This is a genomic window from Rhizobium tibeticum (assembly GCF_900110205.1).
Classification (GTDB): domain Bacteria; phylum Pseudomonadota; class Alphaproteobacteria; order Rhizobiales; family Rhizobiaceae; genus Rhizobium; species Rhizobium tibeticum.
On sequence record NZ_FOCV01000014.1, the window covers coordinates 140224 to 156502 of the forward strand.

The following is a 16279-nucleotide window of genomic DNA, read 5'->3' on the forward strand; positions in this document are numbered from 1 at the left end:
TGCAGCACGTACATCAAAATGCATATAAAAAACGCCCGGAAGATCGTTCCGGGCGCTTGGATTTATTCCCGTTCCGCAGACTTTGCCCAGAGATTGATGTCAGCCTCGCGGGCGTAGCCATCGATCTCCTTGAGTTCGTCTGCCGTGAATTCGAGATTGTCGAGCGCTTTGACGCAATCGACGATTTGCGACGAGCGGCTGGCGCCGATCAGCGCCGACGTCACGCGGTCGCCGCGCAGCACCCAGGCAATCGCCATCTGCGCCAGCGTCTGACCACGGCGTTCGGCGATCTCATTGAGCTTGCGGATATTGTCGATGATCGCGGGACGGATGAAGTCCTTCTTGAGGAAGTGGTTCTGCGCCGCGCGGCTATCCTGCGGAATACCGCCGAGATACTTGGTTGTCAGCATGCCCTGCGCCAGCGGCGAGAACACGATCGAGCCCATGCCCACGTCATCCAGCGTATCCAGCAGCTTGTCGTCCTCGACCCAGCGGTTGAGCATGGAATAGCTCGGCTGGTGAATCACGCATGGCGTGCCGAGATCCTTGAGGATCGCCGCCGCTTCACGCGTACGCTGCGAATTGTAGGAGGAGATGCCGACATAGAGCGCACGGCCGGAACGCACGATATGATCGAGCGCGCCGCAGGTCTCTTCGAGAGGCGTATCCGGGTCGAAGCGGTGCGAATAGAAGATATCGACATAGTCGAGGCCCATGCGCTTCAGGCTCTGATCGCAGGAAGCGATCAGATACTTGCGGCTGCCCCACTCGCCGTAAGGGCCCGGCCACATGTCGTAACCGGCCTTGGACGAGATGATCAGCTCGTCGCGCAGGCCGGCAAACTCGGTGCGCAGGATCTCGCCGAAGGCGGTCTCGGCGCTGCCCGGAGGCGGGCCGTAGTTGTTGGCGAGGTCGAAATGGGTGATGCCGAGGTCGAAGGCCGTGCGGCACATGTCGATCTTGCGGTCATGCGGCGTGTCGCCGCCGAAATTGTGCCAGAGGCCGAGGGAGACCGCCGGCAGCTTCAGGCCGGAACGGCCTGTGCGGTTATATTTCATCTTTGCATAGCGGTCGGAAGCCGGTTGCCAGCTCATAATTCTGATCCTTCAAGCAAAAAGGCGCGGGCTTGTCGCCCGCGCCGGACCATAGTCCTTTGGTCGCTTACTTCAAGAGCGCCTGCGCCTCTTCGATGCCGAGTGCGGCCGGCTGCGTGCAGGTCGTCGTCAGCTCTATGAAACGGCCTTCCTCGCCCGACTTCAGGATCGAAGTCATGACGTCGACGCCGTGCAGCGTGCGATCGAGCGAGCAACGCGCATCGCGGCCCTCGATGATCGCCATGGCCATGTCGGCGAGACCTGCGGTGCGGTAGTTTGCGCGCGGTCCCTGCGGGCTCTCCTGGTTGAAGATGCCGAACGGATGCTCCCAGCCGTCGAGCGCCTTGATCTCCTTGTCGCGGCCGCTGGCCTCGACGACGCCGCCGAAGAAGTTCGGATCCGGCACGTAGAGCGAACCGTCCGTGCCGTAGAGCTCCATGTTCGCATGGCGGTGAGACCACACATCCCAGCTCGCCGTCAGCGTGACGGTCGCGCCGCCGACGAATTCGAGGATCGCCTGGATCGTCGTCGGCGTCTTGACCGGAATGATTTCGCCGCTGCGCGGCGCACTGGTGATCGTGCGGGTTTCCGATGCCATGGAGGTCATGGCGCCGACACGCTTCACCGGACCGATCAGGTTGATCAGGTTGGCGATGTAGTACGGGCCGAGATCGAGGATCGGGCCACCGCCGGGCAGGAAGAAGAAGTCCGGGTTCGGATGCCACATCTCCATGCCCGGGCTCATGACGTAGCAGGCACCCGAGGTGACGCGACCGATGCCGCCTTCGTCGATGTACTTGCGGGCAAGCTGATGCGCGCCGCCGAGGAAGGTATCCGGCGCGCAACCGACGGAAAGGTTCTTCCCCTTGGCAATGCGTCGCAGCTCCTCACCCTGTTCGAGGGTGAGGACAAGCGGCTTTTCCGAATAGACGTGCTTGCCGGCTTCGAGGATCGCTTTCGAAACCGGAAAATGCGCGTCGGGGATGGTCAGGTTGACGATGACGTCGATCTCGTCATTGGCCAGAAGCTCGTCGATCGTCTGCGCCTGGACGCCGTATTCCTCGGCGCGGGCCTGGGCAGCCTGCACGTTGATATCGGCGCAAGCCAGAACCTTCAGCCCCTTGAACAGGGGCGAAAGCGAGAAGTAGGTGGTGGAGATGTTGCCGCATCCGATGATGCCGACGCCAAGTTCCTTGGTCATGGTGTGCCTCAGTAGGTCTTGAAGGATGCAATCGAGCGGGTGATCAGGCGATCGACATCGGCCGGATTGTCATGCTCGACGACGTAGTGCTTGGTCGCGGTATCCTTGAGTGCTGCAATGAGCTTTGCCCAAGGCAGTGTGCCGTAGCCGACATCGGCCCAGCCATCCTCGTTCTTGTTTTCACCTGATGGAGCGATGTCCTTGACGTGGGCCGAGGTGATGCGCGAGCCGAGCTTTTCGATCCATGCGAAGGGATCGGCACCGCCGCGGACGACCCAGGCGATATCGGCTTCCCAGGAAATGTCAGGGGCGCCTTCGAAGATGCGCTCGATTGGCAGCGAGCCGTCGGCGAGCTTCACAAACTCGAAGTCGTGGTTGTGCCAGCCGAATTCATAACCGGCGTCCTTGTAGGGCTTGCTCATCTCATGCAGTCGCTTGCCGAATGCGAGCCAGCCGGCACCGTCGGTCGGTCGTTGATCGGCCGCCAGATGCGGGGCATAGATCGAGTCCATGCCGAGTATCTTTGCAATGTTCAGCGACGTCTGAACTTCGCCATCCAGGAAATCCGGGCTGAAATGGCCGCTTGCCATCGTCAGGCCGTTCTTGTCGAGTTCCGCGCGCAGGCTCTTCAAGCCGGCATTGTCGAGATCCGCGTAGATGCCGCCAAAGCCTTCGACTTCCTGATAGCCGGCCTTGCCGAGCTTTTCGAAGATCGCAGAATAGGGCTGGAAGTTACGGGCGCTGTAAAGCTGGAAACTCAGTTTCGTCATCATTCCTCCTCGGGCCTCGTGCCCATTGCATTTCAGTCAGGGTTAATCCACGGACTGACAAGATTGCAGGTCGTAGAAACGGAATTCCGGCAGTTGGCCGCCCTCGAGCGGCCTGTCCGGGGCGAAGGTGATGCGGCGCGTCTCGCCCGCCGCCAGGTCGAAGGCGTTGTCGGAATACTTGCCCTCGGTGTCGGTCTCGATCATCACGAAGAGCGCAAGTCCCTTGGCGGTGACGTTGAGGCAGACGGAGCCGGCCTCCTCGACATATTCGTGCGTGACCATCAGGCCGGCAGGCTCGAGTTCCAGCGCCTTATAGGTGCAATGGACATAGTGCCCCTCGCCGCCCATGCCGTTCGACGCCGTGAAGCGCCACGCAAGCAGCGTGCCCGCAGGCAGATCTGCCACATCGATGGATGCGGCGGTAACCGCGCCGTCCGGCGTGCAGACGGCCTGGAGGTCCTTCAGGTGCTTGCGCTCGCCCTTCATGTCGAGGATCGAGATCGACAGATCGACGCTGACTTCGCCGAGCGTATCGTTGACCAGCGAGAAGCGGATCTGCTTGCCATCCTCGGACGGGATTGCCGCGACCGCGACCGGCTGGAAGAAGCGCTTCACCAGATAGTGCATCGCCTTCCAACGCCCGCCGTAGTCGAGGCTCGACCAAGAGGCGACGGGCCATGTGTCGTTCAACTGCCAGTAGATCGTGCCCATGCAATGCGGCTTCAGCGACCGCCAGTATTCCACCGCCGTCTTGATCGCCAGACCCTGCTGGATCTGTGAGAGATAGACGAAATTCGGAAAATCCTTCGGGAAGCGGAAGTAGCGGAACATCGTGCCTGCTATGCGCTCGTTGCCGCCGGCATTCTTCTGGTGCAGCTCCATCACAGGCGAAGCGATGTTCATGTCCTTCGCGTCGGCATACGTCTTGATGACGGGCAGCGACGTATAGGACTGGAAGCCGAATTCCGAGCAGAAGCGCGGGCGCACGGTGCGGTAATTGTCGAAGGACTTGTTCTCGTGCCAGACCGACCAATAGTGCATATCGCCGGAACCGTCGGCATGCCAGGCATCGCCGAAATCGAGATAGCCCGACGCCGGGCTCGACGGCCACCAGATGGCATCGGGTGCCGCCTTCTTCATCGCCTGCTCGATCGTCCGGTTGAGGCGATCGTAGGAAACAAGATAGCGGTCGCGGTCTTTTCTCGATTCCTCGAACCAGGTCAGTGCGCCAACCAGCTCGTTGTCGCCGCACCAGAGTGCGATCGACGGATGCGAGGACAGCCGACGGATCTGATAATCGACTTCGAGCGTGACGTTATCGAGGAAGTCCTCGGTCGAGGGATAAAGGTTGCAGGCGAACATGAAGTCCTGCCACACCAGGAGGCCGAGTCGATCGCAGAGATCGTAGAAATGGTCGTGCTCGTAAAACCCGCCGCCCCAGACGCGGATCATGTTCATGTTGGCGGCCTTGGCCGACCGTAAGAGATCCTCGGTCTTCTCAGCGCTCGACAGCGAGAACAGCGCATCGGCCGGGATCCAGTTGGCGCCGCGGCAGAAAATCTCGCGGCCATTGACCTTCAGCGCAAAGCGGCTGCCAGCAGCATCGGGCGTCGTGATGAGTTCGACCGTGCGAAGGCCGATCTGCTTGATCACCGCATCCGTTGGGAGATCGACCGTCAGTGAATAAAGCGCCTGCTCGCCGCTGCCGGCAGGCCACCAGATCCGCGGCTTGTCGATCTCGAAGACATGATTGACCACCGTTTCGCCGATACCGACGCCGACGTCGAGGCGAACGCGCTCGCCATCAAGCGAGAAATGTACCGGTACGATCCCGGGGTTCTTGGCAAACAACGTCGCGCTGACCTGCAGATCCACGGAACCGTCGAGATTGTGAACCTGCCGCGTCGTGACGTGCTCGATGCGAGCCGTCTCGAGCTTGCGCAGCCTGATCGTGCCGTAAAGCCCTAGCGGGGCAATCGCGATGTTCCAGTCCCAGCCGAAATGGCACTGCGGCTTGCGCAGCATGTTACCGTTGGGGATCGGCGAATTGCCCGTCGAATAGGGAATGTAGAAAGGCTGCCTGGCCTGTCGGTCGGCACCGGCCGCAATGCCTGAATGCAGGACGACGCGAATAACGTTGTCGCCGGCCTTCAACTGGCTGCCGACGTCAGGTCGATAGCGCCGAAAGGTGTTATCTGCGAGCAGCACTGGCGAGCCGTTGATGAAGACGGCAGCCACGGTATCGAGATAGTCGATATCGAGAAACCAGTCGCCGTTCGGCTCCGACAGTGTGAAGCTACCCTCAAGCACCCAGTCGCGGTGCGCCACCCACTGAACGACCTCCTCGTTGCGGCCGAAATATGGATCGGGAATAAACTCGGCGGCATGCAGTGCCGTGTGCACATCGCCCGGCAGCGTGATGGATGTCGTGACGTCGCCATCGGCTGAGGTGAGCGTCCACGATCCGGATAGGTCGAGGTTAAACCCATTTGTCGGCAAGGAGGTCATAGCATTATCCCGATCGGGCCGCGCTTGGGAATGCCCGCACCCGCAGGCCGCAGCCGAACTTGGTGGCCGGATGGCCGATTGGACGAATGGGCGGAACCGGTTGCTCCGCCCACATTTCGGTTTCTAGAGGCGAAGCTCGGTCTCGGCATCGAAGATCGACGCCAGCGACATATCAAAGCCGAGCTTGACGGCAGAGCCCGGGTTGAAGCGGCGTGCGCCGTTGATGCGCACCGACATCGTGTGGCCGGCGTGCTTCAACCAGAGCAGGTTGTCGGCGCCCATGGGTTCCTCGATGTCGACGGTCGCATCATGAACCTCGGCGCCGAGATTCTCGTTGACCTTCACATGCTCGGGACGAACGCCGAGGATGACCTTGCGGCCGGCCTGCAGCACTTCGGGCGTGTCATAGTCTGCGACAGAGAAGTTCACGCCATTGGCACTAAAGAACGTCTGCTCGCCCTGCTTGGTGATCTCACCGCGCAGGAAATTCATCGACGGCGAACCGATGAAGCCGGCAACGAAGAGATTGCGCGGCCTGTTGTAGATCGTCGTCGGATCGGCGAGCTGCTGGATGATGCCGCTCTTCATGATCGCGATACGATCGGCGAGCGTCAGCGCCTCGATCTGGTCGTGGGTAACGTAGATCATCGTATTCTTCAGCGACTGGTGCAGGCGCTTGATCTCGACGCGCAGTTCCGACCTAAGCTTGGCATCGAGGTTGGAAAGCGGCTCATCGAAGAGAAACACGTCGACGTCGCGCACCAGCGCACGACCGATCGCCACGCGCTGACGCTGACCGCCCGAAAGCTCGGCCGGCTTGCGCTTCAGAAGCGGCTGGATCTGCAGGATTTCCGAAGCGCGTGCCACGCGCTTGTCGATCTCGGGCTGCGGGATCTTGGCCACCCGCAGGCCAAAGGACAGGTTCTTCTCGACCGTCATCTGCGGATAGAGCGCGTAGGACTGAAACACCATGCCGATGCCACGATCCTTGGGTTCCTCCCAAGTGACGTTCTTGCCCTTGATGAAGATCTGACCGTCGGACGCGTCCAGCAGACCGGCAATGCAGTTCAGCAAGGTCGACTTGCCGCAACCGGACGATCCGAGCAGCACGAGGAATTCGCCGTCATTGATCTCGAGATTGAGATCCTTGAGAACGCTGACCGCGCCGAAGTTCAACGACAGATCTTTGATGGAAACGCTCGAATTCATGGATCAGCCTTTCACTGCGCCAGCGGCAATGCCGCGGACGAAAAGTCGCCCTGACACGAAATACACAACCAGCGGCACCAGACCCGTGAGGATCGTTGCGGCCATGTTGACGTTGTATTCCTTCACGCCCTGGACAGAATTGACGATGTTGTTGAGCTGGACGGTCATCGGATAATATTCCGGCCGGGTGAAGACGACGCCGAAGAGGAAGTCGTTCCAGATGCCGGTGACCTGCAGGATCATTGCGACGACGAAGATCGGCAGCGACATGGGCACCATGATCTTCAGGAAGATCTGCCAGAAGCCCGCGCCGTCGATGCGCGCCGCCTTGAACAGCTCCTGCGGCAACGATGCGAAATAGTTGCGGAAGAGCAGTGTCAGAATCGGCATGCCGAAGATGCTGTGGACGATAATCAGGCCGGTCAGCGTGCCGTAGATCCCCAGTTCACGCAGTACGATGACGATCGGATAGATCATGACCTGGTAGGGAATGAATGCACCGATCACGAGGATGGAGAAGAACAGCTCCGATCCCTTGAAGCGCCAGTTGGCAAGCGCGTAGCCATTCACCGAAGCGATTGCGATTGAGAAGACCACGGAAGGAACTGTGATCCGCACCGAGTTCCAGAAGCCACGCGAAAGACCGTCGCAGTTGAGGCCGGTGCAGGCTGTCGCCCATGCTTTGACCCAAGGCTCGAAGGTGATTTCGACCGGCGGTGAGAAGATGTTGCCAAGACGGATCTCGGGCATCCCTTTCAGCGACGTGACGATCATCACGTAGAGCGGCAGCAGGTAATAGGCCGCAGCGACGAAAAGGGTGCCGTAGAGCATGATATTGCGCGGAGAAATCACCCGCTTCGGCTTCGGACCACGCGGTCCGGAAAGTGTCTTGTCCGTCACGATACCGGTATCCGTGTTCTTGAGAGCAATGGTGTCAGGCACGTTTACGCCCTCCCCCGAATTCCAGATAAGCCCAGGGAACGATGATAATTGCGACGGTCACAAGCATCATGGTCGATGCCGCGAAGCCTTGACCCAGGTTCTGCGCCTGGAACATGTAGTCGTAGACGTACTTGGCGGGCACTTCCGACGAAATGCCGGGACCGCCGCTGGTTTGCGCCACCACGAGGTCGTAGACCTTGACAATGCCGCTGGCGATGATGACGAGCGTGGTAATGAACACCGGCCGCATCATCGGAATGACAATGAAAAGATAGGTCTTCCACATCGGGATACCGTCGACGCGCGAGGCCTTCCAGATATCCTCGTCGATGCCGCGCAGACCGGCGAGCATCAGGCACATGACGAGCCCGGTTCCCTGCCAGAGTGCTGCAATCAGAACACCGTAAATGACGATGCTCGGCGTATAGAGCGGATCGAAGGTAAAGCTCGTCCAGCCGAGCGAACGCACCACCGACTGGATGCCAAACTCCGGATTGAGAACCCACTGCCAAACGAGACCTGTCACGATGAAGGACAGGGCAAAGGGGTAAAGGAAGATCGTGCGGAACGTATTCTCGAACCGGATCTTCTGGTCCATCAGCGCCGCCAGCACGAAGCCGATGACAAGGCTGAAAATGAGCGAGAGAATGCCGTAGACGGCAAGGTTCTCGATCGAGACGATCCAGCGCGGAGCAGCCCAAAGGCGCTTGTATTGATCGAAACCGACAAAGCTCAACCGCGGAAGGAGCTTCGAGTTGGTGAATGAATAGAATACCGTCCAGACCGTGCCGCCAAGAAAGATAACGAGGGCGGTGAGGATCATGGGGATGGATGCAATCTTCGAATTCAGATTGCGCAGTAACTGATTTGGCCGGCCTGCTTTCGCTTGACCCGTCATTGTAATTCCTCCTGAATCGCAATTCCTGTGAGATCCAGAGCGGCGAACCTCCTGCCGGTCGCCTCCTCTTCTCCCTCCCGTACCGAAACCGGACCACCGTGCACCAGCACGCGCCGGCATCGAGCGCTGCCGCCACCCGGATCACGATGGAAGTTCCGGGCAAACCCGGCTCCGTTGACGGGAGCCGGGTCGCAACAGCGTCGGAATGCGACGATCAGTCGGCAGAAGCGATGATCTCAGCGAAGCGCTTCTGAGCGGCTTCCGGCGTCATCGACGGATTTGCGAAGAACTCGGAGAAGAGGTCTTCCTTCTGCTTCTGGCTGTCAGCCGACAGAAGTTGGTCCGTACCTTCGATCACGTTACCCTTAGCCAGGATATCGAGACCCTTTTTCATGCAGTCGTTGGCGGCCGCGAGGTCGACGTCGCCGCGCACCGGCAGCGAGCCCTTCTTCAGGTTGAAGGCAACCTGCGTCTTAGGATCGAGAAGCGTCTTGGCGAGAACGTCCTGCGCCTTCGACTTGGCTTCGTCCTTGAGCAGCGGGAAGTAGAAGGCATCACCACCCGTGGAGATGATCTCGTTCACGCCGAGGCCCGGAAGGCAGGTGTAGTCGGAACCGGCTTTTTGACCGGCCAGCTGGAATTCGCCCTGCGCCCAGTCACCCATGATCTGGCCACCGGCCTTGCCTGTTATGACGAGGTTGGTTGCCTGGTTCCAGTCCTGAACGTTGCTGCCCTTCGACATCTTGCGAGCGTCGTCTGCAGCCTTGAAGACCTTGGCGATCTCCGGACCGGCAGCCGCTTCAGCGTCCTTGTCCTTGAAGACCTTATAGAAGGTATCCTTGCCGGCGATGGCAACCATCAACACGTCGAACGCGCCGGCAGCCTGCCACGGCTGACCACCGACGGCGAGCGGGACGATGCCGGCCTTCTCAAGCGCCGGAGCAGCAGCGACGAATTCGTCCCAGTTCTTCGGCACTTCGACGCCGGCCTTCTTGAAGGCTGCATTCGAGAGCCACAGCCACTGCCAGGAGTGGATGTTGACCGGGGCGCAATAGATCTTGCCGTCGATCGTGCAAGAATCGAGCAAGCTCGACGGACGGATGATGTCCTTCCAGTGCTCGGCAGTGGCGACATCGGTCAGATCGCGCATCAGCCCAGCCTGAACCAGTTCTTCCGCCTGGCGGCCGTGGTTGAACTGTGTCGCGCCCATCGGGTCGCCGCCGGTGATGCGGCTGATCATGATCGGACGCGCGGTGCCGCCGGAACCGGCGATTGCGCCGTCGACCCACTTGTTGCCGGTCGCATCGAAGGCCTTTGCGAGTTCCGCTACGGCAGCAGCTTCGCCGCCAGATGTCCACCAATGGGTGACTTCAAGATCGGTCGCGTCCGCCGCACCGAGCGGCAGCACGACGGAAGCGGCAAGTGCAGCCGCCATCAAACGAAAATTCATGAGTTCTCCTCCCTCACTGAAACGTTGCCGGAAAAACTTAATTCAATCGATATTTCGGCGCAACAGCCCGCCTAGAAAATTTTCCTCCTGGCCACCATTTACTACCAATGCCTGTCGGAACGCGCTGATTTTTCGATGGGTCGCCGCAAAGATGAGCAACCGAACGAGCACTTGCACAATTTCGCTATATATCTGATATAACTGCCTTTATGTCAACTGTTTGACAATATTTCGCTGGGCTTGCGTTCGCACATGCACAAATTTCGGGAAAAACTCGAGATTTCAACCATTACGGGTAGCCGCGATCTGCCCTCAATAAAAAGTCCTCGACATTTCTACTGTATCGTTACAGATTTTGCTCCTTGAGGAGGAGCGGCTTTTGCGTTCTTCAATGCTTACAGCGCTCCGAAAAGACACTATAAGCGGGACCAAATCGCGCGGGACGGCCTAGAGGGATGGAAAACAAAGCGAATTTTGCAGGAGTGGTCTCCGAGGCAACTCGAGAGCGGCCGACACTGAAAACGATTGCCTTCATGACCGGGCTCGGCGTGACGACGGTATCGCGCGCGCTCAAGGATGCTCCTGACATCGGTGCGGAAACCAAGGAACGCGTGCGCATGGTCGCCCGTCAGCTTGGCTACCAGCCGAACAGGGCCGGCGTGCGCCTGCGAACCGGCAAGACCAACGTCATTGCGCTGGTGCTGAGCATCGATGAAGAAATCATGGGCTTCAGCAGCCAGATGGTATTCGGCATCTCGGAGGTGTTGACCGGCACACCCTACCATATCGTCGTCACGCCGCACTCCCACAGCAAGGATCCGATGCTGCCTGTACGCTACATCCTGGAAACAGGGTCCGCCGACGGCGTCATCATCTCGCGCATCGAGCCCGACGATCCACGTGTTCGCCTGCTGACAGAGCACAGCATGCCCTTTGCCACGCACGGACGCACGGATGCCGGCCTCACCCATCCCTTTCACGACTTCGACAACGAGGCTTTCGCCCATCAGGCCGTCGAAAAGCTGGTCGGCAGGGGCCGCAAGCGCATTGCGCTGCTCCAGCCTCCAAGCAAGTTGACGTACTACACGCACACGCGCATCGGATTTCAGACCGGACTGCATGACTACGGAGCCGAGGAAGTGCCGCTACGCGTCACGATCGACAACCCGCTAGAGGAAATCCGCAATGCCGTCGAGGTGATGATGCGCGCCCAGAATGCGCCTGACGGCATCGTCTGCTCAGCCGGAAGCGCCGCCATCGCCGTCAACGCCGGTATCGAGGCCGCCGGCAAGCGACTTGGCCACGACGTCGACATGGTTTCCAAGGAATCGGCGCCGATCCTCAACTGGATCCGTCCCGAGATCATCACCGCCTATGAGGATGTCCGCCATGCCGGGCGGGAAATGGCGAAGGCGGTCATCGCGCGCATCGACGGAATCGAGCCGGAGCTGCTGCAAAGCATCAGCCAGCCCGTCTGGTCGCGGAGGAGCATTTAGACCATCGGCGCGCCAACCCCTGATCTGGTGGCGGTATAGAGAGACAAGCAATCACAGCGGAGACGCACTGGAAATGACGACGGCACTTCTGATCATCGACGTACAAAATGCCATCCTTGCGGGAAAAGGCACTCCCGAGCGTCAACCCATCATCGATGCTGCGCTGAATGAAACGGTTTCACGGCTGCAGTCGCTTCGTGCCGAGGCTCATCGCGTCAAGGCACCGGTCGTGCTCGTCCAGCACGACGGCGATCCCGGTCATCGCCTGGCGGTCGGCACTGCCGGCTGGGCCATCCGGTCGGAACTATCGCCCGCCGAGGGCGACACCGTTGTTCACAAGAAGAGCTCAGACTCGTTCTTCGAAACGGATCTTGCCGACCGATTGGCGGAGCGAAATGTCACGCATCTGATCGTTGGCGGCTGCATGACGCAGTTTTGCGTCGACACGACAGTCAGGCGTGCAGTGTCGCTGGGCTATGATGTTACACTCGTTGGCGATGGCCATACGACGGCCGACTCCGATACGCTGAACTTCGCCGATATCGTCGCGCATCACAACGAAACGCTCGACGATTTCGATGCCGGCAGCGCCCGCATCTTGGTCCGCCCGATGGCGGATATTCGCTTCTGACACGGCATTCCCGGCGTATAAAGCCTAGAAACGCGAGGCCAGCCGGGCAAACCCGGCTGGCCTTTTAGCATACTTAGAACGTCGCCGCACCGCTGCCCCACGGGCCATGGTGGAAGTCCTTGCCGTCGAGGCGATCGAAGCCGTGTGCGCCGAAGAAGTCGCGCTGCGCCTGGATCAGGTTGGCAGTGCCGCGGCCCTGGCGATAGGCATCGAAGTAGGTCAGAGCCGAGGTGAGCGCCGGAACCGGCAGACCGGCCTGCAGTGCGGCACCAACAACGCGGCGCAGGGCAGGCAGAGATTCCTCGACCATCTCGGAGAAAGCCGGCGTCACGATCAGGTTTGCAGCGTCCGGAGCCTTAGTAAAGGCCGAGGTTATCTCATCGAGGAACTGCGAACGAATGATGCAGCCGGCACGCCAGATCTTGGCGATAACAGGCATTGGCAGCGACCAGTTGAACTCGCGCGACGCTTCCGCCATGACCGCGAAGCCCTGCGCATAGGCACCTATCTTGGCGGCAAACAGCGCCAGTTCCAAATCCTTGTTGAGCTCCGGTCCGTAGGCGATCGGGAACTTGTATTCCTGCTTGCCGAAGATCTTCTCGGCGGCTTCGCGCTCGGTCTTCATCGACGACAGGCTGCGAGCGGCGACGGCGGCCTCGATCGCGGTTGCCGGAATGCCCATGTTCTGGGCTTCGATCGCCGACCACTTGCCTGTGCCCTTCTGGCCAGCCTTGTCGAGAATCATGTCGACCATCGAACCGCCGGAAACCGGATCGGTCGCGGCCAGCACCTTCTCGGAGATTTCGATAAGATAGGAGTTCAGGCGGCCCTTGTTCCATTCGCCGAAGATGCCGCTGATGTCGTTGGCGCTCTTGCCGAGGCCGTCGCGCAGGATTCCGTAGATTTCGGCGATCATCTGCATGTCGGCATATTCGATGCCGTTGTGGATCGTCTTGACGAAATGGCCGGCGCCGTCATTGCCGAGCCAGGCAACGCAAGGGTCGTCGTTGTACTTTGCTGCGATCGAGGTGAGAACCTTCTCGACGCGCTTCCAGGAGTCTTCGGTGCCGCCCACCATGATCGAAGGACCATGGCGTGCCCCTTCCTCGCCACCCGACACGCCCATGCCGATGAACGTCAGGTCGGTGTTCTTCAGACGGTCGAAACGTGCGATAGTGTCGCGGAAGTTCGCATTACCGGCATCGATCATGATGTCGCCCTTGGAGAGATGCGGGCGCAGTGCTTCCATCTGCTGATCGACGGCCTCGCCGGCTTTGATCATGATGATGATCGGGCGTGGCGGGCGGATCGCGTCGACGAATTCTTCGATCGTCTTGCAGGGAATGATCTGCTTTTTGAGTTCGCCGGCGCTTTCGTAGAATTCATCCGTTTTCTCAGGCGTGCGGTTGAAGACGGCAATCTTGTTGCCTTTTTCCGCAATGTTGAGCGCCAGGTTGGAACCCATAACGGCAAGGCCGATCAGCCCGATTTCTGCCTTTTCCACGATACACCTCCGATGAGTCATTTTGGACCGGTGTTGTGGCACTCTCTGGCTCAAACGGCAAGTTCGATTCGGCTTCGAATCGGCCTCGTATTGCCGGGACTGCAAACTAAGCCATATTCCCTCTTGGTCTCACAGGAAGAGAACCGATGACCAGCGCAGCACCACAAGACGATGCCGTTTTGGCCACACGCGCTGGCCGATACAGGGAGCATGCGCCCTCGCCTGTGCTTGGGGCTCATTTTTGCTGCCTTTGGTCACATGATATCCATGACGGAGCCAATCAGAGGATCGCGATCGTGCCGGACGGCTATTGCGACATCGTCTGGATGGGAGGCAGGCTTGTGGTCGCCGGGCCGGATCGCAGCAGTGCTTTCCCGTTCCTTGCCGGTAGCGAGAGAATAGTGGGCGCGCGCTTCGCCCCGGGCGCAGCGGCCGAGTGGCTCAAGGTGCCGCTCTGCGACATCGTCGGCCAGTCAATTCCTCTGGAGGATTTCTGGGGCGCTCCGGCGCTGAGATTGAATGAATTGCTGGGCGGCTGTGCCGAACCGCATGAACGGCTGCTGCAGTTGAAGGCGGCGCTCGAGCAGAAAGCCGCCAAACGCGAGCCACCGGCAAGCGATATGGGCTCAGTATTTGCGCGGGCGAGCGATATTTCGAAGTCCGAGAACGTGGCCGATGTGTTGCTCGACGAACTCTCCATCGGCGCGCGCCAGCTTCGCCGACGTTGCCACACGCATTTCGGCTACGGGCCGAAGACGCTCGCCCGAATTCGCCGGTTTCAGGGCATGCTCGGCCTCTGCCGGAGCAGCAAGGTCCTTGCGCTCGCGGAGTTGGCCGTAGCGGCCGGCTATGCCGATCAGGCTCATATGACCCGCGACGTACGGGAAATCTCCACGCTGACACCTATGCAGCTTCAGCAACAGATAGCCGGCTGAATGTCCGTTTTCTTCAATACGAAACGGTCTGTTCTGCTATCTCCATTTAGAGCAATACAGGAAAGCGCCATGTCTACGATGCCCGCAAGGATCATTCACCGTTCCATCGACAGGAATTGGCGTGACGTATATGCATTTGCCGCCGCCCCGGAGAATATGCCGCTCTGGGCGTCAGGATTGGCCTCAGGGCTGGAGCGCAACGGCGATGACTGGATTGCCACAGGCGCGCTCGGCACGGTGAAGGTCAGTTTCGTCCCGCACAATGAGTTCGGCGTCATCGACCATACGGTGACGATCGAGAGCGGATTGCGCGTCTACAACGCACTCCGGATCGTGCCGAACGGCGACGGCTGCGAAGTCATGTTCACGCTGTTGCGTATCCCGGGCATGACGGATGAGCAGTTCGAGGCCGATGCCGCCCATATCGCGAAAGATCTCGCGGCATTGAAGGCATTGATGGAAGGATAGGAGACAATCATGACGGCAGCAACGGACGACCGACGCATCGACTATGTCGAATTCAACGTCGGCAATATAGAAGCCTCCAAGGCATTCTACGGCAAGGCTTTCGGCTGGTCTTTTACCGACTACGGCCCCGAGTACTGCGAATTCGATGACGGACGACTAAAAGGTGGCTTTACGACGCTGGGAACTCCGAGGCCAGGCGGACCGCTCGTGGTCCTTTATGCGCACGATCTGGAAGCCGCCCTTTCAAGCGTGGAAAGTGCCGGCGGAAAAATAGTTCGCCCGATCACCGGTTTTCCCGGCGGTCGCCGGTTTCACTTCAGCGACCCGAATGGGTATGAGCTTGCCGTGTGGACGAAGCGTTGATCAGGCAGCGACGCTCGAGGCAGTCGCCCCCGCATGCTGGAGAATGATCAGCGCCCCGATCACGCCCCCCGAGGAATCGTGCAGTGGCGACATGCGGCAGCGAACCGTGTCCACGGCGTCGCTGTCGCGGCGCTCGTAAGCGTAATCGCTCCCGCACCCGGCAAAACAGGCGTCGAGCTTCGCCTTCGCGCCCTCGTAAAAGCGCTTCTCGCCAATGAACTCGATCAGGTGACGGCCGATCATATCGATCGGCTTCCTGCCGAGATATGCCGAGTTGACCGTGTTGGAATAGAGATAGCGATAATCCCGCGTCAGCACCGCGACGCGGTCCGGTATCGCCTCCAGGATCGCAGAGTTCAGGAAGTTGCCATTGTCGACGTTCGGCGTAAACGCAAGGGGGGCAGCCACAGGCAGCCGCTCGAGGGGCGGCGACATGCGCCAAGGCGGTGTCGCTCCGCCGAAATACCTTTCCATGAGTTCGGAAAGAAGTGCGACATAGGCGCGGACAGATTCGCTGTCCTCAGCATACTGGTCGATCAGGCAGCCGACGAACGCGAGCTGCGTATGAACTTCGAGAATATTTGCGGCTGGGTATCCAAGGATAGCATCGACAAGAGGCTCGATTGAGCAATCGAGCGTGTTCACGCGCGCATCGTCGCCCGCAGCGATTGCTGCATCGATCTGCGCACAACACAATGAGAACGCCCGAAAAAGCCCCAGCAAGACACCTCCAATGCATTCCCTAAGGGAATGCGACCGAGAGATCGGCTGAGCTTGCGTTACGGAAGTTGAAACCGCCGACGCCTAGCC

15 protein-coding genes are annotated in these 16279 nt (G+C 59.9%); 5 read left to right on the forward strand and 10 right to left on the reverse strand.

Annotated elements, in window-relative coordinates:
- Window positions 1-62 precede the first annotated feature (62 nt).
- The 8 genes from mgrA to BSG20_RS17260 form a co-directional block, all read right to left on the reverse strand.
- Window positions 63-1094: an L-glyceraldehyde 3-phosphate reductase gene (gene mgrA, locus BSG20_RS17225; RefSeq protein ID WP_072376777.1), complete on the reverse strand. Its 1032-nt coding sequence runs from the start codon at window positions 1092-1094 to the stop codon at window positions 63-65.
- 67 nt (window positions 1095-1161) lie between these two features.
- Window positions 1162-2295, reverse strand: a complete 1134-nt coding sequence (locus tag BSG20_RS17230) for a Gfo/Idh/MocA family protein (RefSeq protein ID WP_072376775.1) — start codon at window positions 2293-2295, stop codon at window positions 1162-1164.
- Between the two features lie 8 nt (window positions 2296-2303).
- Window positions 2304-3065 (reverse strand): sugar phosphate isomerase/epimerase family protein, encoded by a 762-nt coding sequence (locus BSG20_RS17235; protein WP_072376981.1) that lies wholly within the window; start codon window positions 3063-3065, stop codon window positions 2304-2306.
- 42 nt (window positions 3066-3107) lie between these two features.
- Entirely contained in the window at window positions 3108-5573 is a 2466-nt protein-coding gene (locus BSG20_RS17240; protein ID WP_072376773.1) for a beta-mannosidase, read from the reverse strand.
- 123 nt (window positions 5574-5696) lie between these two features.
- Window positions 5697-6782, reverse strand: coding sequence for an ABC transporter ATP-binding protein (locus BSG20_RS17245; RefSeq protein ID WP_072376771.1), 1086 nt, complete (start codon window positions 6780-6782; stop codon window positions 5697-5699).
- A gap of 3 nt (window positions 6783-6785) precedes the next feature.
- Complete coding sequence (locus BSG20_RS17250) at window positions 6786-7724, reverse strand: carbohydrate ABC transporter permease (protein WP_093041233.1); 939 nt, start codon at window positions 7722-7724, stop codon at window positions 6786-6788.
- Window positions 7717-8622, reverse strand: coding sequence for a carbohydrate ABC transporter permease (locus BSG20_RS17255; protein ID WP_072376769.1), 906 nt, complete (start codon window positions 8620-8622; stop codon window positions 7717-7719). The genes BSG20_RS17250 and BSG20_RS17255 overlap by 8 nt, the downstream gene beginning before the upstream one ends.
- A gap of 214 nt (window positions 8623-8836) precedes the next feature.
- Complete coding sequence (locus tag BSG20_RS17260) at window positions 8837-10072, reverse strand: ABC transporter substrate-binding protein (RefSeq protein WP_072376767.1); 1236 nt, start codon at window positions 10070-10072, stop codon at window positions 8837-8839.
- 455 nt (window positions 10073-10527) lie between these two features.
- Here BSG20_RS17260 and BSG20_RS17265 point away from each other — a divergent pair, with 455 nt between their 5' ends.
- Window positions 10528-11568 carry a LacI family transcriptional regulator gene (locus BSG20_RS17265; RefSeq protein ID WP_072376765.1) on the forward strand — a complete coding sequence of 347 codons (1041 nt, stop codon included), beginning with the start codon at window positions 10528-10530 and terminating at the stop codon, window positions 11566-11568.
- Window positions 11569-11641: 73 nt separating this feature from the next.
- Window positions 11642-12199, forward strand: a complete 558-nt coding sequence (locus tag BSG20_RS17270) for a cysteine hydrolase family protein (RefSeq protein ID WP_072376763.1) — start codon at window positions 11642-11644, stop codon at window positions 12197-12199.
- A 73-nt stretch (window positions 12200-12272) separates the two neighbouring features.
- Here BSG20_RS17270 and gndA read toward each other — a convergent pair whose 3' ends face one another.
- Window positions 12273-13724, reverse strand: coding sequence for an NADP-dependent phosphogluconate dehydrogenase (gene gndA / locus BSG20_RS17275; protein WP_029709870.1), 1452 nt, complete (start codon window positions 13722-13724; stop codon window positions 12273-12275).
- A 125-nt stretch (window positions 13725-13849) separates the two neighbouring features.
- On the opposite strand from gndA, the gene BSG20_RS17280 reads away from it, so the two are divergent.
- The 3 genes from BSG20_RS17280 to BSG20_RS17290 all read left to right on the forward strand — a co-directional run bounded on the left by BSG20_RS17280 (window position 13850) and on the right by BSG20_RS17290 (window position 15469).
- Window positions 13850-14638: a DUF6597 domain-containing transcriptional factor gene (locus tag BSG20_RS17280; protein WP_072376761.1), complete on the forward strand. Its 789-nt coding sequence runs from the start codon at window positions 13850-13852 to the stop codon at window positions 14636-14638.
- A gap of 69 nt (window positions 14639-14707) precedes the next feature.
- Entirely contained in the window at window positions 14708-15106 is a 399-nt protein-coding gene (locus BSG20_RS17285; RefSeq protein WP_072376759.1) for a polyketide cyclase, read from the forward strand.
- Window positions 15107-15115: 9 nt separating this feature from the next.
- On the forward strand, window positions 15116-15469 hold the full coding sequence (locus BSG20_RS17290; RefSeq protein WP_072376757.1) for a VOC family protein: 354 nt from the start codon (window positions 15116-15118) through the stop codon (window positions 15467-15469).
- Here BSG20_RS17290 and BSG20_RS17295 read toward each other — a convergent pair whose 3' ends face one another.
- Window positions 15470-16192 (reverse strand): PAS domain-containing protein, encoded by a 723-nt coding sequence (locus BSG20_RS17295; RefSeq protein ID WP_072376755.1) that lies wholly within the window; start codon window positions 16190-16192, stop codon window positions 15470-15472.
- Window positions 16193-16279 lie beyond the last annotated feature (87 nt).

What these genes read in the sequence shown, in the direction of transcription:
- mgrA (WP_072376777.1), bottom strand. Translation starts at nt 1,094, where the DNA reads ATGAGCTGGCAACCGGCTTCCGACCGCTATGCAAAGATGAAATATAAC.
- BSG20_RS17230 (WP_072376775.1), bottom strand. Translation starts at nt 2,295, where the DNA reads ATGACCAAGGAACTTGGCGTCGGCATCATCGGATGCGGCAACATCTCC.
- BSG20_RS17235 (WP_072376981.1), bottom strand. Translation starts at nt 3,065, where the DNA reads ATGACGAAACTGAGTTTCCAGCTTTACAGCGCCCGTAACTTCCAGCCC.
- BSG20_RS17240 (WP_072376773.1), bottom strand. Translation starts at nt 5,573, where the DNA reads ATGACCTCCTTGCCGACAAATGGGTTTAACCTCGACCTATCCGGATCG.
- BSG20_RS17245 (WP_072376771.1), bottom strand. Translation starts at nt 6,782, where the DNA reads ATGAATTCGAGCGTTTCCATCAAAGATCTGTCGTTGAACTTCGGCGCG.
- BSG20_RS17255 (WP_072376769.1), bottom strand. Translation starts at nt 8,622, where the DNA reads ATGACGGGTCAAGCGAAAGCAGGCCGGCCAAATCAGTTACTGCGCAAT.
- BSG20_RS17260 (WP_072376767.1), bottom strand. Translation starts at nt 10,072, where the DNA reads ATGAATTTTCGTTTGATGGCGGCTGCACTTGCCGCTTCCGTCGTGCTG.
- BSG20_RS17265 (WP_072376765.1), top strand. Translation starts at nt 10,528, where the DNA reads ATGGAAAACAAAGCGAATTTTGCAGGAGTGGTCTCCGAGGCAACTCGA.
- BSG20_RS17270 (WP_072376763.1), top strand. Translation starts at nt 11,642, where the DNA reads ATGACGACGGCACTTCTGATCATCGACGTACAAAATGCCATCCTTGCG.
- gndA (WP_029709870.1), bottom strand. Translation starts at nt 13,724, where the DNA reads ATGACTCATCGGAGGTGTATCGTGGAAAAGGCAGAAATCGGGCTGATC.
- BSG20_RS17280 (WP_072376761.1), top strand. Translation starts at nt 13,850, where the DNA reads ATGACCAGCGCAGCACCACAAGACGATGCCGTTTTGGCCACACGCGCT.
- BSG20_RS17285 (WP_072376759.1), top strand. Translation starts at nt 14,708, where the DNA reads ATGTCTACGATGCCCGCAAGGATCATTCACCGTTCCATCGACAGGAAT.
- BSG20_RS17290 (WP_072376757.1), top strand. Translation starts at nt 15,116, where the DNA reads ATGACGGCAGCAACGGACGACCGACGCATCGACTATGTCGAATTCAAC.